General features: G+C 63.9%; 23 protein-coding genes. 12 read left to right on the forward strand and 11 right to left on the reverse strand.

Going from position 1 to position 20,427, the window contains the following annotated elements; genetic code table 11:
- Window positions 1–5 precede the first annotated feature (5 nt).
- Genes ACTHL0_RS13440 through ACTHL0_RS13470 form a run of 7 tightly spaced genes read right to left on the reverse strand, consistent with a single transcriptional unit; the run spans window position 6 to window position 5,236 of the window.
- The gene (locus tag ACTHL0_RS13440) at window positions 6–524 is read right to left on the reverse strand and encodes a type III secretion protein SctO (RefSeq protein ID WP_440567241.1); all 519 of its coding nucleotides are present in this window, start codon (window positions 522–524) and stop codon (window positions 6–8) included.
- A gap of 8 nt (window positions 525–532) precedes the next feature.
- Window positions 533–1,921 carry a type III secretion system ATPase SctN gene (gene sctN / locus ACTHL0_RS13445; RefSeq protein ID WP_440567242.1) on the reverse strand — a complete coding sequence of 463 codons (1,389 nt, stop codon included), beginning with the start codon at window positions 1,919–1,921 and terminating at the stop codon, window positions 533–535.
- 18 nt (window positions 1,922–1,939) lie between these two features.
- A complete protein-coding gene (gene sctL, locus ACTHL0_RS13450; protein WP_440567243.1) occupies window positions 1,940–2,713 on the reverse strand; it encodes a type III secretion system stator protein SctL in 774 nt (257 codons plus the stop codon).
- On the reverse strand, window positions 2,698–3,411 hold the full coding sequence (locus ACTHL0_RS13455; protein ID WP_440567244.1) for a type III secretion protein HrpB4: 714 nt from the start codon (window positions 3,409–3,411) through the stop codon (window positions 2,698–2,700). Before ACTHL0_RS13455 ends, sctL begins: the two co-directional genes overlap by 16 nt.
- The gene (gene sctJ / locus ACTHL0_RS13460; RefSeq protein ID WP_440567245.1) at window positions 3,411–4,226 is read right to left on the reverse strand and encodes a type III secretion system inner membrane ring lipoprotein SctJ; all 816 of its coding nucleotides are present in this window, start codon (window positions 4,224–4,226) and stop codon (window positions 3,411–3,413) included. The genes ACTHL0_RS13455 and sctJ overlap by 1 nt, the downstream gene beginning before the upstream one ends.
- A 3-nt stretch (window positions 4,227–4,229) precedes the next feature.
- Entirely contained in the window at window positions 4,230–4,613 is a 384-nt protein-coding gene (locus ACTHL0_RS13465; RefSeq protein WP_440567246.1) for a type III secretion protein HrpB2, read from the reverse strand.
- 38 nt (window positions 4,614–4,651) lie between these two features.
- Entirely contained in the window at window positions 4,652–5,236 is a 585-nt protein-coding gene (locus ACTHL0_RS13470; RefSeq protein ID WP_440567247.1) for an HrpB1 family type III secretion system apparatus protein, read from the reverse strand.
- Window positions 5,237–5,697: 461 nt separating this feature from the next.
- Here ACTHL0_RS13470 and sctU point away from each other — a divergent pair, with 461 nt between their 5' ends.
- From sctU to ACTHL0_RS13525, 11 genes are all read left to right on the forward strand, one after another.
- Window positions 5,698–6,783 (forward strand): type III secretion system export apparatus subunit SctU, encoded by a 1,086-nt coding sequence (gene sctU / locus ACTHL0_RS13475; RefSeq protein WP_440567248.1) that lies wholly within the window; start codon window positions 5,698–5,700, stop codon window positions 6,781–6,783.
- Window positions 6,784–6,813: 30 nt separating this feature from the next.
- Window positions 6,814–8,898 carry a type III secretion system export apparatus subunit SctV gene (gene sctV / locus ACTHL0_RS13480; protein WP_440567249.1) on the forward strand — a complete coding sequence of 695 codons (2,085 nt, stop codon included), beginning with the start codon at window positions 6,814–6,816 and terminating at the stop codon, window positions 8,896–8,898.
- 31 nt (window positions 8,899–8,929) lie between these two features.
- Window positions 8,930–9,571: a type III secretion system protein SctP gene (gene sctP / locus ACTHL0_RS13485; protein WP_440567250.1), complete on the forward strand. Its 642-nt coding sequence runs from the start codon at window positions 8,930–8,932 to the stop codon at window positions 9,569–9,571.
- Window positions 9,572–9,630: 59 nt separating this feature from the next.
- Window positions 9,631–10,905 carry a type III secretion system cytoplasmic ring protein SctQ gene (gene sctQ / locus ACTHL0_RS13490; RefSeq protein WP_440567251.1) on the forward strand — a complete coding sequence of 425 codons (1,275 nt, stop codon included), beginning with the start codon at window positions 9,631–9,633 and terminating at the stop codon, window positions 10,903–10,905.
- Window positions 10,889–11,539 carry a type III secretion system export apparatus subunit SctR gene (sctR, locus tag ACTHL0_RS13495; RefSeq protein ID WP_440567252.1) on the forward strand — a complete coding sequence of 217 codons (651 nt, stop codon included), beginning with the start codon at window positions 10,889–10,891 and terminating at the stop codon, window positions 11,537–11,539. Before sctQ ends, sctR begins: the two co-directional genes overlap by 17 nt.
- 55 nt (window positions 11,540–11,594) lie before the next feature.
- Window positions 11,595–11,858: a type III secretion system export apparatus subunit SctS gene (gene sctS / locus ACTHL0_RS13500; protein WP_440567253.1), complete on the forward strand. Its 264-nt coding sequence runs from the start codon at window positions 11,595–11,597 to the stop codon at window positions 11,856–11,858.
- A complete protein-coding gene (locus tag ACTHL0_RS13505) occupies window positions 11,855–12,670 on the forward strand; it encodes a hypothetical protein (RefSeq protein WP_440567254.1) in 816 nt (271 codons plus the stop codon). The genes sctS and ACTHL0_RS13505 overlap by 4 nt, the downstream gene beginning before the upstream one ends.
- A gap of 135 nt (window positions 12,671–12,805) precedes the next feature.
- Window positions 12,806–13,936: a secretion protein gene (locus ACTHL0_RS13510; protein ID WP_440567255.1), complete on the forward strand. Its 1,131-nt coding sequence runs from the start codon at window positions 12,806–12,808 to the stop codon at window positions 13,934–13,936.
- 18 nt (window positions 13,937–13,954) lie between these two features.
- Window positions 13,955–14,197 carry a type III secretion protein gene (locus ACTHL0_RS13515; RefSeq protein WP_440567256.1) on the forward strand — a complete coding sequence of 81 codons (243 nt, stop codon included), beginning with the start codon at window positions 13,955–13,957 and terminating at the stop codon, window positions 14,195–14,197.
- Between the two features lie 108 nt (window positions 14,198–14,305).
- Window positions 14,306–14,497 carry a hypothetical protein gene (locus ACTHL0_RS13520; RefSeq protein WP_440567257.1) on the forward strand — a complete coding sequence of 64 codons (192 nt, stop codon included), beginning with the start codon at window positions 14,306–14,308 and terminating at the stop codon, window positions 14,495–14,497.
- 136 nt (window positions 14,498–14,633) lie between these two features.
- Window positions 14,634–15,107: a CesT family type III secretion system chaperone gene (locus tag ACTHL0_RS13525; protein WP_440567258.1), complete on the forward strand. Its 474-nt coding sequence runs from the start codon at window positions 14,634–14,636 to the stop codon at window positions 15,105–15,107.
- An 82-nt stretch (window positions 15,108–15,189) separates the two neighbouring features.
- Here the strand turns inward: ACTHL0_RS13525 and ACTHL0_RS13530 are convergent, their stop codons facing one another.
- On the reverse strand, window positions 15,190–15,813 hold the full coding sequence (locus ACTHL0_RS13530) for a hypothetical protein (RefSeq protein ID WP_440567259.1): 624 nt from the start codon (window positions 15,811–15,813) through the stop codon (window positions 15,190–15,192).
- Between the two features lie 207 nt (window positions 15,814–16,020).
- On the opposite strand from ACTHL0_RS13530, the gene ACTHL0_RS13535 reads away from it, so the two are divergent.
- On the forward strand, window positions 16,021–16,647 hold the full coding sequence (locus ACTHL0_RS13535; RefSeq protein ID WP_440567260.1) for a GNAT family N-acetyltransferase: 627 nt from the start codon (window positions 16,021–16,023) through the stop codon (window positions 16,645–16,647).
- Between the two features lie 612 nt (window positions 16,648–17,259).
- Here the strand turns inward: ACTHL0_RS13535 and ACTHL0_RS13540 are convergent.
- The 3 genes from ACTHL0_RS13540 to ACTHL0_RS13550 all read right to left on the reverse strand — a co-directional run bounded on the left by ACTHL0_RS13540 (window position 17,260) and on the right by ACTHL0_RS13550 (window position 20,237).
- On the reverse strand, window positions 17,260–17,424 hold the full coding sequence (locus ACTHL0_RS13540; protein ID WP_440567261.1) for a hypothetical protein: 165 nt from the start codon (window positions 17,422–17,424) through the stop codon (window positions 17,260–17,262).
- Window positions 17,425–17,509: 85 nt separating this feature from the next.
- Window positions 17,510–19,504, reverse strand: a complete 1,995-nt coding sequence (locus ACTHL0_RS13545; protein WP_440567262.1) for a winged helix-turn-helix domain-containing protein — start codon at window positions 19,502–19,504, stop codon at window positions 17,510–17,512.
- Between the two features lie 268 nt (window positions 19,505–19,772).
- Complete coding sequence (locus tag ACTHL0_RS13550; protein WP_440567277.1) at window positions 19,773–20,237, reverse strand: lytic transglycosylase domain-containing protein; 465 nt, start codon at window positions 20,235–20,237, stop codon at window positions 19,773–19,775.
- Between the last annotated feature and the right edge of the window lie 190 nt (window positions 20,238–20,427).

Consider the following 20,427-nt stretch of genomic DNA (forward strand, 5'->3'; position numbering starts at 1 on the left):
TTTATTCATCTCTTGGGTCGGACGATCAATGGCCCCGCTGCGCGCATGCGCGCCAGCACCGCCTCTTCCGCCTCCTCGTCCGCGATGTCGTTCGCCGCGTTGGCGCGTGCGCGTCCGATCTCGTCGATGCGCGCGTTGCAGACATCGATACGCCCACGGTTGCTGGCGATCGCACGTATCGTGGCGGCGACTTCGCTTTCTTTGGCGCGCAGGGTGTCCTCGGCCGCCGCGAGTTCGCCTTCGCACTGGCGCAACCGCTGTTCGACGATCTCCGCGTAACGCATGCTGGCGTTCAGATCCGCGGGCGAAAACGCGTGGCCATCGCACATCATTCGCGCAATGCGTTCATGGCACGCCTGCAACAGGTCATGCTCCACGCGCATCGCCTCGCGCCTGGCATCGCGCTCCGCTTCAAGCCGGGTGCACGCCTCGCGCTCGGTTGCCAACCGCACGCGCAACGTCTCCTCCATCTTCGTGCGGCGCTCAACGCTCCGCCGGAGCGCGGCGGTGGGCCGATCGGTCACCCGCATCGTTAGCGGCCCCGGCTGCCGGCCAACCCGAGCAGCCGCGCTATCGTCTCTTCCGGCGCGGCGAATTCGTCGGTCCCTTGAGAGAAAAACGCACGAATCGAGTCGATTTTGCTCACGGCTTCGTCCGCGGCAGCATCGCCGCCCGGCTTGTATTCGCCAATCTGCAACAGCATTTCGACGTCACGATGCTTGGCCAGCAGTTCCCGCACCCGCGCAGCGGCGCGCACGTGATCGCGCGACGTCACCTGCGGCATGACACGCGAAAGACTGGCCAGCACGTCGATGGCCGGATACTGATTCTTCGCCGCGATCTCGCGCGACAGGATCATGTGTCCATCGAGAATCCCCCTCACCTCCTCCGCGATCGGATCGCTGCCGGATTCGTCTTCCGCGAGGACCGTATACAGCGCCGTGATCGAACCGCGCGCCCCCATGCCGGTGCGCTCGAGCAAGCGCGGCAGCTCCGCGAAGATCGACGGTGGAAAGCCGCGCCGCGCCGGCGGTTCGCCGGCCGCCAGACCGATCTCGCGCTGGGCGCGCGCGAAGCGAGTCAGCGAATCCATCATAAGCAGCACGCGCTTGCCGCGATCGCGAAAATGCTCGGCGATCGCCGTGGCAACATAGACCGCCTTGGCGCGCTCGATCGACGATCGATCCGACGTCGCGCATACGACGACCGACCGCGCCATGCCTTTGGCCCCGAGAATCAGTTCGACGAACTCGCGCACTTCCCGGCCGCGTTCGCCGATCAGCGCGATCACCGTGACGTCGCACGGCGTCCCGCGCGCGAACATGCCGAGCAACGTGCTCTTGCCGACACCCGCGGGCGCGAAGATGCCCATCCGCTGCCCTTCCGCCAGCGTCATCATGCCGTCCACGATACGCACACCCGTCGGCAACGGCGCATCGATCAAACGGCGGCTCATCGGATCGGGCGAGTCGGCGAAGACAGGCCGCTCGTCGTCGGTTTCGATCGGCCCCCTGCCGTCGATCGGCCGCCCGAGCGCGTCGATCACCCTGCCCAGCAACGCATCCCCTACCGGCACGGATAACGATCGCCCCAACCCGATCACCTGAGTCGACCGCGAGATATCGGCCAGCCGGGAAAACGGCGACAGCAGCGCGACATCGCGCGTAAAGCCGATCACCTCGGCATGCTGCAGCAGCGTGCCGTTCGCAGACCTCAGCTCGCATAGCTCGCCGAGGCTGACGTCGAGTCCACCGACTTTGACAAGCGTGCCGATGACCTCGAGCACTTTGCCGCTGCGCGCAACGTTGCTCGCCGATAACAGTTCGCGTTCGATCGCGTCGGCCAGGTCTTCCACGCCCGGGATCCTCCCTCTGCCCGGGGCGACGGCGAATGCCGCGAGATCGTCGTGTGGCGCATTCATTCCGCTATCCGATCGTCGTCATTGCGCCGCCGTATCGGCACCCGCCGCAGCGGCGGCAGCGGCCACATCGGCGATCTCATGCAGTTCGCGCAGCGAATGCTTGAGCGCGCGTGCCACCGCGGAACGCATCGCGCGCAATTGCGTCGCGAGGCTCGCGTCGATGGAACCGAAATCCGATTCGCAGATGCAGCTGCCCGCTTCGAGCCGTTTGTCCGCCACGACCGAAAGCGGAAACGGGCGACCGAGTTCCCGCCATCTGGCCGACAGACGTTCGAAGGCAATACAGGCCTTGTCGTAATCGATCGGGCTCACTGCAACGCGTAAATACGTTGCCCCTTCGACGATATGATCGATCGTCGACAATGCCCGCTCGAAGAGCGTATCCGCTTGCTGCACGCGGACGATCTGTTCCACCGCGAGCGTCACGATCTCGGCCAGACGCTCGCGCAACTTGGTCTGGATCTTGCGCTGCTCGTCGCCGACATCGGCGAGTCGATCAAGCCAATCCGCCAGCGCCTGTTTCTCACCCGCTTGATAGCCGCGCTGTGCCGCGCAGTCATATTCACATCGCGCCTGTTCGACGATCTGCTGTGCCTCCCGGTGCGCCGCATCGATGATGGCCTGCGCTTCCTGACGCGCCTGCGCCAGGATAACGTCGCGATCCGCGGCGAGTTGCGCATAGCCTTCGTCGATTTCGACCAATGCGCCGAACGCGTCACGCGGAATGACATCACCGTATGCTCCAGCCCGCGCATCCGGCAAGGCTCGATCCGACCTCAACCAAATAACCATGCCCACTCCGGAATCCATTCTGGCAATCGTGCAACGAGGCCCGCGGTGCCGCCCGTATCGAGTTCGCCGGGGCTGTCTTGAAGCCATGACGGCACGCGCATTTCACGCGGCAATGCAAGGCGCAATAGCGAAAACGGCGCGGCGCCGGCCGGCATATCGCGCATGATCAGCGCGCATCCCTCGCAGGCAAGCGCTTGCGCATCGAGCGTATCCAACGCAGGCGGAGACGAACGTCCCGTCAAACGCGCGCTGCCAGCCGCGTTCGTCGCATCGTGCACACCGCCGGTCAAGCGATCGACCGGTATGCCGATCCATTCCGACAACCGCGTACGGCTTCGTTTATCGATCAGGCGCCGCACGTCGGCGCGGCGGCGCATCAGCGCGCGCATCCGCAGAACGCGAAGCCCCCATTCAGGCGGCAACGCGTCGAGAACGGCCAGGCTCGGCGCGCGCAACGCGTCGAACGGGTGCGGCTGGACACCGGCCATGCCAACGAGCGAACGCGAGAGCGCATCCACATGGCCAGGCTCCGCGCTCGCAAGCGCAGCCCGCAACGGCCCGAGATCGTCTTCCGTCACCGCCAACGCTGTGGCCAGCCAAGACGGATGCGCCCAGTGCGCCGCATCGCGGACATTGCGCTCGTAGGCGGCGAATGCGGCCGCCATCCGCGCGAACGGAAACGTCGTCGGGGCGCCCATCAAATCGCCGAGGAAGACTTGCCGTTCTGGATGCGTGCCAGCAGCGCTTTAAGCCTGGAAACGAGCGAGTCCTTTTCGGCCTTGGCGGAAATACCCCGTTTCGTCCACAGGAACAGCCCCGCCGCGCAGGCGAGGAACACCGCACCGGCGATGGCCACCACGCGCAACGGCGAGGACGTTTCAGGCACCTTCGACACATCGACCGCTTCCGCGGGCACGGCGGTGACGCTCACGGCTTCGTAGGTGAGCCCTTCCACGCTGTGCATGACGAGCGTCTTGATTTGCGGCAGCAGCGCATTCACATCGGAATCGGGACGGTACTTGATGAATACGGAGGCCGACGAGGGTTTGATCTGCTGGGCGAGCGGATCGTTGTTCGGCAACACGATTTGCACGCGCGCCACCACCACGCCATCGATCTTCGACAACGTCGCCGAAATCTCCTGCTCCAGACCATAGATAAACCGGACGCGCTCCTCAGTCGGCGTGGACACGAGACCGTCCTTCTTGAACAGCATGCCGAGATCGTCGTACTTGCTGTGCGGCAGCCCGCGCGCACGCAATACCTGCATCGCACGCAGCACCTGACTCTGATCCACATCGAGCGCCCAGGTCTTGCCGTTGTCCGATGTCGTCTTGGATGCATCGACACCTTGCTCCAGCAAGGCAACGACCATCTCGTTGGCGTCGGCCTCCGACAGGTTGCCGTACAGCTCCTTGTTACACCCGGCCAACACCGCCAGCAAAACGAATGTCACGCACAGGATGCCTGTGCGCGTCGCGGACGACACGCTGCCCGGTCCGGAGTGGCGCATGGTCTATTGATTCTTCATCAAGGTGTCGAGCGACGATCTCGACGAATTCATGACGCCCATCTTCGCTTGCATGTCGAGCTGCGTACCGGCAATTTCGAGCACGACCTTCGTGCCGGCAGCCGTCATCTCTTGCATCGACATGCCTGCCGCGTTCTGCGTGAGCGAAAGCGCGTCGTTCACCGATTGCTGCAGCTCCGCATCCTGTGCCGCCGCGAGCTTCGACACGACGTTCATGCCGCTGCTTTTGTCGTGGGGCGCTTCCATGTGCGGGTTTTGCATCATGGATTTGAACTTGTCGCCAAGCTGTTGCGTGGAGGGATCGGTTGCCGGCTGCGCGGTGCGCTGCAAAGCAGTCTTCAGCTGCTCAGGGGTAATGACGATGCTCATGAGCGACCTCCGAAAGATGAAATGAGACCGGGATCCAATCAAATGCGCAGGTAGCTCTGCTGCGGCATGGCCTCTGCCAGGTGCGCCCCGGACATCGATTCCGCCGGCGTGTCGGATCCGGCAGCCGCCGCTTGCGATTCTTCGTTCAATGCCGCAATCGACGGCGGAAGTTCGAACTTCCCGCCGTTCCGATACACGCGAACCGCTGCCCGCAAATCCTCGCGCGCTTCGAGCACGCGCACCAACTGAAGCGTGTCCCGGTTCGGGTCTTGCTCGATCGCCTCCGTCGCACTGAGCCGCCAGCCCGGATCGCCCTTGACGGCCAGACAGAACGCGAGCAGCGCTTTCGCGTAGGAGAATTGCGGTGCATTGGCAATCACCCATGAGAAGACACGGACCGCGTCGTCCCACCTGCCGTGCAGCATGTGCAACAGGCCGGTGAACGCCTCCAGCTCGGCCAGCTTCGGGCGCAGGACGCGCACCGCGTCGAGCACCAATTCGATATCGAACGGGTCGCCCTCCACGGCCGGAAACTTGCTGGTAAGCGCCACGGAGACGGTTTCGATCAAGCCGGTGACAATGTCCTGACTGCAGTCCAGGTAATCGGGCGATGTGACGCTCATGGCGCGAAACTCCTGCAAAGTGGATGCCGGTCGAAAAGGAAGTCGCGCAGTGCGGCCACTCCCGATCCGGTTGTCGACGACAAACCAACGATACCTATGGGGCCGCCTCATCCGGCGTCCCGATCACGAAGAATGCGCTGGTCACGCGAAGTCGGCCTGCGTCGATCGCACGCATCATGCGCAGTGGATGCATGGGTGCATGGGTACATCACGCGCTCCACCGCGAAGCCCCACATTTGCCACCGCAAGCATCTACTCATCTACTCATCTACTCATCTACTCATCTACGCACCTACGCAGCTTCGTAACGACGCTACGGACTTCGCGCCGGCATCGGCCGGTTCGCGTCCCATCGCGTCGGCCACGCCCGTTCCCGCTACTGTCACCCGTTATGGAGGATCGGAGGATCCACGCCCGACGCGACGCGCCGCTCCGTCTCACGCAGTCAGCAGAGATAGCCGATGAGTGAAGAAAAAACCGAAGAGCCCACAGAAAAGCGGCTTCGGGACGCACGCGAAGATGGCGAAGTATCGAAAAGCACCGATCTGACCGATGCCGTCACGATGGCCGCCGCACTCGCCACGCTGACGCTTGCGGCCGGCGCGTTCGCCGGCGCCATGCGCGCGATTGTCACGACTGCGCTCGAATTCGTTGCCGGCGATCACTCGCTGCCGCATTTGCTCGCCAGGACGGCCAGTCTCGGAACGCGAGCGCTGATCGTCATCGTGCCTTGCGTCGCAGCCGCAGCCGCGGCCTCGATCGCCGCACTGATTCCGCAAGTCGGGTTTCAAATCAGCATGAAGCCGGTCGTGCCCGATCTCGCCAATGCCAGCCCGATTTCCGGCATCAAGCAAATATTTTCATCGCGCACGCTGATCGAATTGGCGAAGATGCTCGTCAAGGCGGCCGTCATCGGATTCACGATGTGGTTGGCGGTCAAATGGATGTTGCCGCTTGTCATCGGGTCGCTCTATCAACCGCTGCCCCAACTATCGAAGATGTTCTGGGACATGCTCGTCAGGCTCTCTTGTATTGCGACGGTGGCTTTTGCGGTGATCGGCGGGATCGATCTTAAGCTTCAGCAGGTCCTGTTCATGCGCAAGCTGCGCATGTCGAAGGACGAAGTCAAACGCGAATACAAAGAGCAGGAAGGCGATCCGTTAATCAAAAGCGAGCGCAAAAAGCTCGCGCGCCAATTCGCCACGGAGGATCCCCCTCGCCTGCGCGTGGGTTTCGCCAACGCATTGATCGTCAATCCGACGCACTACGCCGTCGCGATCCGCTATGCACCCGACGAACACCCGCTACCACTCGTCATTGCGAAGGGCATGGACGAGACCGCGGCGCAATTGCGGCACTTCGCGAAGGACGCGAACGTTCCGATCATCGGCAATCCACCCGTGGCGCGAGCGCTCTACAAGGTAGGCGTCGACGATCCGATTCCCGAGGAGCTGTTCGAGACGGTGGCGGCCATTCTGCGCTGGGTCGAATCGATCGGCGCGAAAGAGCGGCTGCGCACGGCGAACAACGCCGCTTCCGCAGCATGACACCCCAGCGGGCACCTTGAGAGGATCCAGATGATCAAGTCACTGAAAGTCCCCGCGCTCGGGGAGGTCGGCATCGCGCTACTTGTCGTGGCGATCATCTCGCTGATGATTTTGCCGCTGCCGCCGGCCGTGATCGACGTCCTGCTCGCGCTCAACATCACGATCAGCGTCACCCTGCTGATGATCACGATGTACGTGCCGAACGTCATTTCGCTATCCGTCTTTCCATCGCTGCTGCTGTTCACCACGCTCTATCGGCTATCGCTCAACATCGCTTCGACGAAGTCGATCCTGCTGCACGCGGACGCGGGCCATATCATCGAGAGCTTCGGCGAGCTCGTCGTGGGCGGCAATCTCGTGGTGGGCCTCGTCGTGTTCGTGATCATCACCACGGTGCAATTCATCGTCATCGCGAAAGGCTCGGAGCGGGTGGCCGAGGTCGGCGCACGCTTCACGCTCGATGCGTTGCCCGGTAAACAGATGAGCATCGATGCCGATTTGCGCTCGAACTTGCTCACGCCCGAAGAAGCGCGCCGCAAACGTGCGAGGCTCGCGATCGAAAGCCAGTTGCATGGTGGCATGGACGGCGCCATGAAGTTCGTCAAGGGCGATGCGATCGCTGGCCTCATCATCACGGCCATCAACATCGTGGCCGGTATCGCGGTGGGCGTCGCGTATCACGACATGACCGCCGGCGATGCAGCCAACCGGTTTTCCATTCTTTCCGTCGGCGACGCGATGGTGTCGCAGATTCCGTCGCTGCTGCTGTCCGTTGCGGCCGGCGTGATGATTACGCGCGTGGGAGACGAAGGCGAATCGAAGCCGCTGTCGCTCGGCGATGAAATCGGCCGCCAGCTCACCACCAGCGCCCGTGCGCTTTACTTTGCCAGCCTGCTGCTGTTGGGATTCGCGGCGGTGCCCGGCTTCCCTAGCGGGCTGTTCCTGCTGTTGGCCGCCACGTTGGCGTTTTGCGGCTACCGCCTCGGCAAACGCGAACCCGAAGCCGAGACCCATGCGAGCGAGGCCGTTACCGCGATGCAGCGCGCGGGCTCGAAGGTGGACGTGCCCGCCATCCTGACCCGCGCGCCGCACTTTGCCTGTCCGGTCGGCGTGCGAATCTCCCCCGATCTCGTGGGCCGCCTATCGTCTCAAGCATTGGATAAATCGTTCGGCGCAGAGCGTGCACGCCTGCAGGAATATCTCGGGCTGCCGTTCCCGGGCATCACGATCTGGACGAACGATGCATTGCCACCCTCGACGTGCGAACTGCTGATGCACGACGTGCCGTATTGCTCGATCGAAATGCCGCCCGCGAAAGTGATGTTGCCGGATGCCGACGCATTGGGCGCGGACGAGGCGCTTCAGGCAGAAATCGCGGCGTTGACCGCACGCTGCGAGCAACGGGGCGGCCTCGACGGCGGCCCGGGCCCCACCTGGTGGATCGACGAAAAATCGGTGCCGCCCAAAGTGCCGGCATGGCGCCCCGAACAGGTCATCGCGCATGCATCGGTGGCCATGTTGCGCCGGCACGCGTCGCTCTTTTTGGGCATTCAGGAAGTGCAGTGGATCCTGGATCAACAAAACGCCGAATACCCGGGCCTCGTGACCGAAGTACAGAAGGTCCTGCCCCCGCAGCGGATCGCCGACGTGCTGCGCCGCCTGCTCGAAGAGCAGATCCCGATCCGCAACATACGCAACATCATGGAGAGCTTGATCGTCTGGGGCGCCAAGGAGAAAGACATGCTGATGCTGACGGAGTACGTGCGCGCCGACATCGCACGGTTGCTCGCGCATCGCGCCACCCGCGGCACGCGACAGTTGCCGGCCGTCATGCTGGACCTTCCCGTCGAACAGCACATCCGCCAATGCATCAAGCAGACACCGACCGGCAACTACCTCGCCTTGCCGCCGGAGGAAGCCGGCTACCTGATTGACCAGATCCAGTCGTTCGTCGGCGAGGCGCCGCGCGAAGGCGTCGCGCTCGTCACGTCGATGGATATTCGCCGGTACGTCAGGCGGATGATCGAGACGCGGCTCGGCTGGCTGTCGGTCTATTCCTACCAGGAACTCGGCGAGCACGTGGACCTGCAGCCGCTTGGCCGGGTGACGATCTGAGCCGCCTCTCCCCACCTGCCCAACGACCGTCATGACCGGATCCCGCGTACGGCGCGTTATCCCCGGCGAACTCGCGGGACAGCCACGTGAAGACGATGCACGCACGCGCCGTTTCGATTATTCGGCGCTGGCGCGGCGGGCCCGCTCCGGGCGCGCGCCGATCGCACCATCCGGCGCGGAGCAGGAAGCGGCGGCGGGCGATGCCGCCCGCGAGAGCGTCCAGGCCTTTCACTGGCGCGAGGAATCGAGCCGGCGCCCTTACTGCGATGAAGCGGCGCGGGCCGACGCTCATGCCGCGGCGATTCAGCGCGAAGCCGTGGTTCAACAGGTGTCGAGCGCATCCGTCCCGGTTGTCGATGCGCTCTTTCGCACGCAGGGCCACTTCCTCGAACTGGCGAGCTCGCTTGCGAACGAAGTGGCCACCTTCTGCGCCGACCCCGCCGTCGGCAGCGCGGGCAATTGGGACGTTCAGATGCCGCTCGACAAGGCGGTCCTGCCCGACACGACTTTATATTTGTCGCTTTCGCCCTTCCAGCTTTCGCTTCGTTTCGATACGTCCAGCATAGAAGTGAAGACCTTACTCTTGCATCACAGCGCCATGCTCAAGCACGAAATCGACTCGCTCCTGAGAGCGTGGTCGACGCCGCGCGACATCGAACTGATGGTGTGGTGAGTGAGATTGCCGTCGCCCCACGCAGTGTATGAGAGCCGCCCCACTTCGATCACAACCGCATGGATTATCCGATCGCCGAAATGCCAACGGGTGTCGAACACATCGATAGGCAAGCGCCCCCTTCGATCGGTCCCGGCCGGAATCAAGCCAACCAGGAACCCAGCAGCGCAACACGCGTCGCGAGGTTGCCGTTGCGGGCTGTTTCTCCCGTCGTCGCGCGCATGGCGCGGCTCGTCTGCCATGCACCCACCGATTCCATCGTGCGACGCCTGCCGGGCATCGCCGCGTGGCGAGCGTCCGTGCGCGAGGCGGACGCCGCGCCGCTTGCGCCCTTCGAGCAGCCCGGCGTACTCGAGCTCGCTCATCCAGCCGGTCGCCTCTTCGTGATGTTCGACCTGGCAGCCTATCCCGCGCTCGACATCGCAGCATGGCCCGCGCGCGGCGCGGCCACGGCGCCCGCCGACGCCGAGCGCGCGTTGCGCATGGCGGTGGCGGGCGTCATGCTCGAGCCGCTGCTCGAGCGCCTCAAGGTGTTGGGGCTGACCGATCTGCGCGTGGTTCGACTGGTGCGCGATGCGCGCGGGCAAGCCGCACGAGCCGGCTTTCCTGGAATCGAACTGTCCTTGACACTCGACGGGCGGGCGCATGCTGCCGTGATCGACATCGACCCCGCGCTGCTGCCCTTGCTCGAAGCGTTGCATGCCTCGCAAGCCACACACGTCGTGCAAGCGGCACGGCATACGACCGATTCCTTGCCAACGGGACCGCGTCTGCTCGCGGACAATCTCATCCCCGGGCGAATCGTACTGGGCGCCAAGCGTCTTCCGATCGAGACGCTGCGTGCGCTGGCGCCGGGCGACGTATTGCTGCGCGCACTCGCAAGCACGCTCTCGCCCGTTGTCACCGGCGCGGCCGAGCACGCCGCCGCCAGTGCCACCGCCGCATGGGGGACGCCCGGCCTGACCCGGCTGCACGCGCCCGTGACGATCGACAAGCACACGCTTCTCATTGTGAAAGAGCCGACAATGAACGATAAATTCGACGCAGCCCACCCCGGCGATTCACTCGCCCCCGATCAAGCGGAGAGCCCGATCGACATTGGCGAGTTGGATCTGCCCGTCCAGTTCGAAGTCGACACCGTCGCTTTGCCGTTGTCGCAGCTCTATGCGTTGCGTCCCGGCTACGTGCTCGAACTCTCCACGCCTGTTGCGGAAGCGCAGTTGAAGCTCGTCACGCATGGCCAGACGATCGGCTATGGCGAACTGGTCACCGTCGGCGAACATCTCGGCATCCGAATCCTCAGAATGGCGCACACCGATGGTCCAGTTCAGTAACGTTACCGGCCTGCTGCTCGTCGTCCTGGCGATCAGCCTGATCCCGTTCGTGGCAATGGTCGTGACGTCGTACGCGAAAATTGTGGTCGTACTCGGGTTACTGCGCAACGCGCTGGGCGTGCAACAGGTGCCGCCCAATATGGTGCTGAACGGGATCGCTATCCTCGTTTCGCTGTACATCATGGCGCCCATCGGCATGCAGGCTGCGCAATCGTTGGAAGGGCAGCAAATCGACGGTCAACCGACGCAGGCGTTGATTCAGGTGTTCGGGGCCGCGCGCGAACCGTTCCGAAAATTTCTCGAAAAGCATGCGCATGAACGCGAGAAGCGCTTCTTCATCCGCTCCGCCAGCGTCGTATGGCCGAAAGACGAGGCTCGCGATCTGCACGAAAACGACATGATCGTGCTGGCGCCGGCCTTCACGCTGAGCGAACTGACGGACGCCTTCAAGATCGGCTTCCTGCTTTATATCGCGTTCATCGTGATCGATCTGATCATCGCCAACGTCCTGCTGGCGATGGGGCTCAATCAGGTCACGCCGACCAACGTCGCGATACCGTTCAAGCTACTGCTGTTCGTCGTCATGGACGGCTGGTCGACGTTGATCCATGGTCTCGTGACGACCTACCGTTAGCGTGCGTGCCGTCGACCTCGGGACCGCCATTGCGTTGGATGCTGAAAACTGAACCATGGATATCGATACGCTCATTCGCTTCACCACGCAAGGCATGTTGCTCTGCTTGTACATGTCGCTGCCGATCGTGATCGTCGCGTCCGTCGCCGGGCTCGCGGTTTCGTTCCTTCAGGCGATTACGTCCATGCAGGATCAGACGCTCTCGCACGGTGTCAAACTCGTTGCGGTGATGATCGCGATCGCGATCGCCGCGCCGATTTCAGCGGCGGCCATCCTGCATTTCGCCAATGAAGTGATGCGAACAGCGATTCCGCAATGAGCCCCACCCGCCCGGCATTACCGCCTGCGGCCGCGACGCTGCACGCGACCCATGAGGCGCAACGCACCACCGAGGCACATGATGAAGTGCGACGGCAGGCGGTGCTCTATGGCGGTACGCGCTTCGCCCACCCGCCCGATCACCCGCCCCAAGCCGGTCCGGGCTCGCCGCAGGCGCGCACGCGGCGCGCCAAACTACCCCAGCCGCGAAAAACGAGGGGCGGCGAATGGCAGGAAGCGGAGCACGGTCATGGGCCGGCCGACGATAAAAAGCATGCCGTCGTCGGCGGCCGAGGCGAAGGCGGTGCAGATTCTGGCGGAGAGGGTGGTCATTCTCACGGCGGACAGGGCGGGCACGAGGAGAAGCGCGCGAAGCTGCCCGGCATCCGCCGGGTCGCGGCGGCGCCTGTGCGTCCACGCGCGGGCGGTGCACTGCCGCTTCCTTCCGCACGAACGACCGATCCCGAGTATGCCGATGCGGTGCGCGCTGCCTTTTGCGAAGCACTCCTGGTGCTGCGAAACGATCGCAGCGCGTCACGCGTCGTCGGCGCGGCCGAACTTCAACTCGATCGACTCGATGCCGCTCGAATGTGTCAATCGCTCCACAGCCCGGAAGGCATGGGCACGCTGCGGCAAAGGCTGGTCGACGCGAGCAAAGGCCCTCGGGGCAGAAACGACCCTTTCAATCTGCTGCTGCCGCTGATTCTTCTCATCGCCGAAAGGCCCCGTACAACGACGAGGGAGCATGAATCGCACAACGTTTTGACGTTGCTGCGCGGTGCAACGCTCGCGCGCGGCGCGCGTTCTCCGTGAGCCTGCATCGGGGCGGCGCGGCGCACTTTCGCCTGTCCGTTGCGGTCTTCGCGTGGTGGGTCACGTGGCGTTGCGCAACGGCTAGAGTAGCGTCAACGGCCGCTTGCGTCATTCGATCAACTCAATCGCCACACGATGAAATTACTGCGCATTCTGACCGGTGTGCATGCAGGGGTGGAATTGCACCTGAGTGCTGGCGCGCATCGGATAGGCTCCGACGACGACGCCGACATTCGCATTTCCGACTGGAGCGGTGCGGACGTGCTGTTGATGGTGGACGAAACGGGCATCGTCAGCGCACAGCGTCTGATTCCCGAGCCGCAAGCGCTCGCGACGGGTGGCACGGAGCCTGTGTCGTCAGATGGCGGCGCCGACACGATCGATCCCGGTACCGTGCTGCTGATCGATTTCGTGCCAATGCGCTTCGACGATACGGTGCTTTGCGTCGGTGCCGACGACACCCTCTGGCCCAGCGACCTTGACCTTTTGTCGACGTTGCTCGTCAAGCCGCACGAGGCCCGCCACGAAGCCGAGCGCTCGCGCCAGCGCAAGCTCGTCGGTGCGGTATTGGGGTGCACGATGCTCGGTGCCGTGGTCGTCATCGGTTCTGTGTTGATCACGACGGTCGTGAGCCGTGCGGCGCTGCCGCGCGATCCGGGCGACCTCGCGCAGCGCGTGAATATCGCACTCGAGCAAGCGCATATGAACGAATTGCACGCCCAGCCGCAAGGCGTCAACGTGGTCGTCAGCGGCATGGTGCCCACGGCGGAGGACGACGCCAACGTGCGCAAGGCGTTGACGCGCTTGTCGTCGACGGCAATACGCCGTCAATACGATATCGCGCAGAACGACGCGAGCGATATCGAAGACGCGCTCGGCACGCAAGGCGTGCATGTGGCGTATGCCGGCCACGGTACGTTCAGCATTACCGGCAAGGTGGCCAATCCGGCCGACGTCGAAGCAGCCGTCGCGCGTATTCGCCACGACTTGAGTTCGAACGTGAAGCAGTTGCGTCTGCAGCTCACGCAATCGAACGACGCCGCGCCACCGCCGCCGTCGTTCTCCGAATTGATATCGTCCGACGATGTCAACTACGCGGAAACGCCGGACGGGGTCAAGCATATCTATGTCGAACCAGAGCCAGCCGACGCGCCTGCATCCGGCGTGGCGGCGACCGCGGCGGCCGCGAGCGCCGCGGCACAACCCGCCGGCGCCCCGCCTGCGCCGCCTGCCGTTGCGTCGACTTTCCTGCCCTTGCCGAAGTGAATACCGGAGATGATGGACATGTATGAACCATTTGAAGCTTGCGCCACCGACTTCAAGAATTTGAAGGGCACGCTGGCGGACCCCGCTGGGAGCGTACGCCTCGCTGCGATTCGGGAGGCGCTCGAAGCAAGCGCACGCAATATCAGTGCGGTGGCGGGCGAAACCGAGGTCGATCGCGACAATCTCGCGAAGCTGTATCGCGGCCTGCTGGCCGCCGGGCGGATCGTTTCGCATTTGCAGGAAAAGCGGGCAGCACCGTAACGCGGGCCACCTGCAGCGCGGGACACGGGTATCGAGCGGGTCCAGCACGGAGTCGTCCGTGTCGATGTTTCATCAGGCAACTTTTTAACTTCTGACCAAGGAGGGCATATGGGTAGTCTCACTTCACTCGGTGCAATGGCCACGGCGGATGCCGAACAAGGGATCATGACGGCGGCCAGCATGAAGTTTCAGACGGATTCAGCCAACAACAGTTTGAAGGTGAGCGCGGCCGATGCCGTGGCTAAGTTGGCCACGTCCATCGGCAATAAAGTGTCCCAAGTTTCGGGCGCGGCGCACTGACCGAATCGATCAGTCGTGCGATGCGTGTGCGCTACGCGTGCGCGCTCGTGTCTCGATGTCGGCCGGCATCCGCTTCGCGCGTGCCGGCCGATTTTTTCCCACACGCCGCCGGTTCCTCTTTCTTGTTCGGAGTGCCGTGACCCCCTCAGACTCAGACGGTTCGGAACGTTATACGCAACTCATCCGCGATCTGTGCGACACGGTAGGTCTGCCCGACGTCGACCACGTGCTGCAAACTCGTCAGATCGAAGTGGAAGGCTTCGACGTCCGGCTCGATTACTTCGATAACGATCTGAACGCGATGTACGCGAATTTTCATTACGGCGCGGTGACGGCGGGACGCACGCTGACCGTATTTCGATTGATGCTCGAGGCGAATCTGGTGATTTATGCGCAGGATCAGGCACAACTCGGGCTCGACACGGATACGGGCGGCATCGTACTCGTGCTGCGTGTGCCGATGACACACGATGTCGACGGCGGCGTGTTAGCCGATCTGCTTGCGCATTATGCCGAGCACGGCCGCTATTGGCGGCAAAACATCATCGAATCGACCGACGAAATGTTCGAAGGTCTCGTTTCGGGGGAGTTTATCTGGATTCGAGCGTGATTCGGCAGGGGTCGATTCGGGCGCGATAGCGTCCGGTACGCGGGGATAAACGGGTTGCGCGGCCCGCGTACCGAACCGGGCATCAGTGATGCAAGTTCCCCATCGCCCTTGCGATAGCCTGGATGAGCGACGCCATGTTTTCGCCGATTTTCGTCAACGAGTGCCATAGGTGCTGCAACGTCGACTGGCCATAGGCCAGCATCGGATGCTGCATCGGCCGATCGGGCGGAACCGGCATCTGTGGCGGCCGATTTTGCGGTTGCGGCACCTGCGCCTCATTCGGCGCCGAAGGACGACCTACGCCAGGCGGCAAAGCATAGCCTGTCGGAATCGCCTGCAGATCGTTCAACGGCTCAACGGATCTATTCGCCTTCTGCGTGACATCGGCAGCGGTTTTACGTATGCCGAACGAGCCGCTCCCCCACTTTTTCGACGGCGCCCCCATCGCGCGCAGTCCGATCATCGGACCGGTCAATGCACGTTGCGTCGCACCGCCCGGAACAAGCGGAGCCGGCGTACCGGTCTGCCCCACGGGCGTGGGTGAGACGGGCCCGCGCGGGGCGGTGAGTCTGGTAGGTTGAGTGCTCATCGCGTTGAACGTGTCGGTGAGGATCGGCGAACGGGCGTCAATAACACTGGACGTGATGGCACGGTACGACGAAACGTCTCCCTCGCACGAGCGACATGCGAAGTTGATGTCGACCATACGAACTTCGCGTTCGTCCCCCGGACACGGCCTCGGTTGCCGCGTCGATCGCATCGTCCGGCAGATAGCTTTGCGAGGCGTGTTTGCGAAGCGCAATCGCGGCGTCGCGTTCGCGTCGACACGCGCAAGTTCGCACCACGGCGCTCGATGATGTCGAGCACACGACAAAATGCAAGTTCGCCCGACCAACCGTGTATGGAGTGCTCGATGTCCGTGTTTCGCGCGCCCGAGCTGATCGAATCCAACGAACTGCTGCTGCGGCCCCCCGAACCTCGCGACGCTCAAGCGCTCTACGACGAAATGTTCAGCGATCCGGACACGGTGCGCCATCTCACTTATCTTCGGCACACGAGTCTTGACGACACGCTTGCATTCATCGATATCGCACAAAAGGACTGGGAGAGCGGTGCCCTGCCCCGCTGGGTGCTCGAAGACAAAGCATCGGGCCGGCTCGTGGGACTGATCGAGTTGCAGCCTTGGCCGCCTCGTGCCGAGTTCTGCTTCGTCATCAGCCGTCGCGGCGGCGCACGGCGGCGACGGGCCAGTCTGGATGCGCTGCGCAAATTCCTGCGATGGCTCATCGCCCAGCCGCAGATCTATCGTGTGTTTGCCTGCTGTGCGGTAGACGGCAACGCGCATAGCGTCATGGAACGTCTCGGGTTCACGCTCGAAGCGAAGCTGACGAACTACGAGGCTCGACCGAACCTCGGGCTTGCCGCCGGCGACAGCTACCTGTACGCCATGACTCGCCCTTTGAAGCCGCCTCACGTGGCGGACACGTTAGATTGGATGGACCGGCATTTCAGCGTCGAGCCCGACGAAAGCCGGACATAAGCCGGACATGAACCGCGGGCGGCGCCGAGCCTTCGAGGGTTGGCGAATGGTCCGGCCGGCCCACTCTCTAGAGGACCACATCGATGCCCACTTCGACGTCCAGACCGGTTTCCGGACCGGCGCCCGCTTCCACCGGGGCAGCCGTAGCGTCTCCGGGCGGCCCCGCGCGTCAGAGCGCGGCCCGCCCCCATCCGCTCGGTCCCACAGGCGACGGCCCGCTTCATAAGCTCGGCAACCTCCTGGGTTCCCGTCGATCGAGAACGGCGGACGACCCACCCCGGGCCCAGTTCAAGTCGCGCGGGACAGAGGCTGCCGAGCCGAACATGGCATCTTCGCCGCGTGATTCAGGCTCGCCACGTCGCGACGCGAACTACGGTCCTCCCTATTCCGCGTTCGCTCGACCGAACTCCGGCGCGATACGGTATGGCGCACCAGGCATGCAAGGGCCCGGCGGTGCGCTAACGGCGCTGGGGCACGGCGCCGCGGCCCTCGCCATCGGTGTACTCGGCACGGCGGCGATGACCACGGTCGGGTTCTTCCCGCTGCTGATCGGTGTCGCGGCTTACTCGTACATGCGGCGCGCGCACCATTACAACCTTGCGTACGGTGGGATCAATCCGTATCAAGGGTGGCAGCAGCCCAATCCATATCAAGGATGGCGGCAACCCAATCCATATCAAGGATGGCAGCAGCCCAACCCATATCAAGGATGGCGGCAGCCCAATCCATATCAAGGGTGGCAGCAGCCCAATCCATACCAAGGGTGGCAGCAGCCATCTTGGTGAAGTCGTGATCGGCGCTCTCCGGTTTCCCCCGTCAGTCCAGCCGCGCGGACGAAAACCGCAGGCGGCGATCGAATCTCCTACGCTTCCGCGTGGTCGCTCGCTTTCAGACGGGATTGCGCGATCCCCTCTTTGGGGGGCCGCGCCCCCCATGCGCGACTCACGGCCCACGTCTCGGGCAAGCACTCGAGCGATTTCCACAACCGCATTTCCTCGCGCGCGCAGGGCCGGGCACTCGCGGTCAGGCGCGTCAGCACGAGACGAACCTCGCGTACATGCTCATGCACCAGCGACAGTCGGCGCCACAGCGGAGCCGAAGCCTCGACCAACGTAACCGCGATTTCGAACCGGTCATTGAATACGGCCCATTTGAGCGCCGCTCGAAGCGCGTCGAGCTCGAGTTCGAGCGCCTTGGGCTCGCGTCTGTCTTCGCGCCTATCGTTAGTCAGCCCGGCACCGTGCGCAACGTTCGTTTGCAGCCGCGCGGCGAGCGACCGGGCTTGCGCCGCCGCGGCCCGTCCCATCTCGTTCGTCTGCGCGAGCGCGTCGATCGCAAACAGCTTGACCGCGCCGGGGAGCCGAAGCACGGCAGCCTGCTCGCACTCGAACTGCTCGATCAGGCCCGCGCCGAGCAGATCATCGAGACGCGCCTCGCATCGCGCATCGATCTGCTGCGTGTCCAATCCGCCTTCATCCCGCGACGGCGCAAACTGCGTCAACATCTCGATCGCCGCACTGCGCGAGAACTCGCCGCCGAAGATCCCGAGCCGGCGCAGTTGCGCCCGCGTCGCACTATCGAACGCGTCATGGTGCAATTCGAGCATCAATGCGATTGCGGCCCCGGGCGCCAGCGAAATGCCCACCCTGCCCGCGCGGCGCGACATACTTTCGAGCCTTGTTGCGAACGCCCGCAACGCCGCTTCGAACGGCACACCCTCTCGCATGCGCCGCATGATCGCCGATGCCGCCAGCTCGATGGCGAGCGGCGTGCCGCCAAGGCGACGCGTCACCGATGCGGCCGTCGCGACGGCGTCCGGTAGCAGCCGGCCGAGGTCGAACATCGCGAACAAGTTGATGTCCGCCGGCGCGTGCTGGCGCACTTGACGTTGATCCCGGTTCTGAAGGATAGCAAGGCGCGTAAACAGCAAGCGAAATGCGTCGAACGTCAGAGCCTCTTCAACTTTTATGTCGATGCGATCTGGCATGCCGAGCGGACCGACTTCGACGACCTCCTCATGCTGGATCAGCAGCGGTTCCGTCCCGGTGACCATCACTCGCAACCCGGGCGCGGTCATCGTCAATGTGTTGATCAAATCGCCGAGCGCCCCTCTCAACGGCTGGCAGCAGTCGACGATCAACAGCAAGCGGCGCGCACCGATCGCCACCCCGAATTGTTCAGCCGTGCCCCAGCCGTGTGCCGGCTCGATCCCGAGCGCCAATGCCAGCGTGCGAATGAGGTCGTCGGGCGGTATGTGCGGCGAGAGCGTGACCGAGCCGATGCCGTCCGGAAAATGCGTCGCCACGCGCCGCGCGACTTCATGTGCGAGACGCGTCTTTCCTAAACCCGGCGCGCCGACCAACGTAATGACGCGCGACATCGACATCAGCCCGAGCAGTTCGGAAAGCTCCGCGTAGCGGCCGACGAACGGCGTGCAATGGAGCGGCATGTGGGCCGCGCAAGGGTGAGGGACATGGAGCGCGGCACTGAGTGAGTATGCGGGTGCCGGCTCGCTCGCGCCCGTCGCCGCTCCTCGCGCTTCCCGCATTTCGACCGTACCGGTGAAGCGATAGCCGTATCCCGCCATCGTCGCAATCAAGTCCCGGTCCGTACCCAGCGCGCGACGCAGCGCCGATACTTGCGCCTGCACGGAGTTGACCTCGATGTCCGGTCGCCCCCAGATCCGGTTCGCGAGTTCGGCGAACGGTACCGGGCGTCCGCCGGCTTCGACAAGCGCAAACAAGAGCGCGAGCGCGCGTGCGCCGACGGCCACCGCGACGCCATCCCCGGTCAGCCTGAGCGGGTCTTGCGTCAGCCGATAGCGGCCGAAAACAATGACGGGTCCTATAGGTTCCACCGACGCCACCATAGATCTCCGAGGGGACGGGTATACATTGTCCCCGCGAACGGCGCGGCCGAATGCGCAACTATTCGTAGTTTTGCGAAGCTTCGACCGGTTTCGGACGGCGTGATTTACGCCCCGCGACGTGGGCGCGCGACAGTTAACGCGCGGGCACCGGGTCGGAACCCCGCCATGGATCAAGGGAAGCGAGCCGATGCGCCGGCCGGCGGGGGTTCAGCTCGATTGAAGGGGGCCGTCGAATGCGCTTACGATCCCGCGCCGTTTACTCCGTTGCGATCGAGCTGACGGCCCGGGAGGAGGCGCGTGCGCTGGTCGCCGTCCCTGATCGGTCTGGCGCGAGCATCCCCCAACGCCGCAAAATCGCGGCAATCTGGCGCGCATATTCGTCGCGTAGCGCTGGAGTCGCTGAATGGTAGGCGCCGACGGCCGCCCAGGTATTGCCGTATCGGTTAATTTGCCGGCGCAGTTGCCAGGCCGCAATATAGATATTTTTGCAGGGCGACATCAGCGCCTCCCTGCCGATGCCGTATTGCGCCAGCGTCGGTAAATGAACCGTGTTGATCTGCATGACGCCGTAATCGACTGAACCGTTCGCATTGACATGCTTCGCATCGGGGCGATTGCGCGACTCCTGCCATGCGATCGCACGCAGGATCAGCGGATTGACATGCTGGTACGCCGCGGCATCGTCGAAGCAATTGGCATACGCGGATGGCGCAGCGCCCATCGCACAGAGACCGATCAGACCGACGAGTCCGCCGCGCGAAATCGATCTCGCACACCGCGCGGGCGCAACCGATCCTGGGCTGCGAGAGGCGTCCTCGCCCGATAGAGAAGATGACAAGCTCATTGAAATCTGCGTGGACGCCGCGGGCGTCATCACTGACAGTGTTGGGATGACGCATTGTGCGGCTGTC

Source organism: Trinickia sp., assembly GCF_051961175.1.
GTDB lineage: Bacteria > Pseudomonadota > Gammaproteobacteria > Burkholderiales > Burkholderiaceae > Trinickia.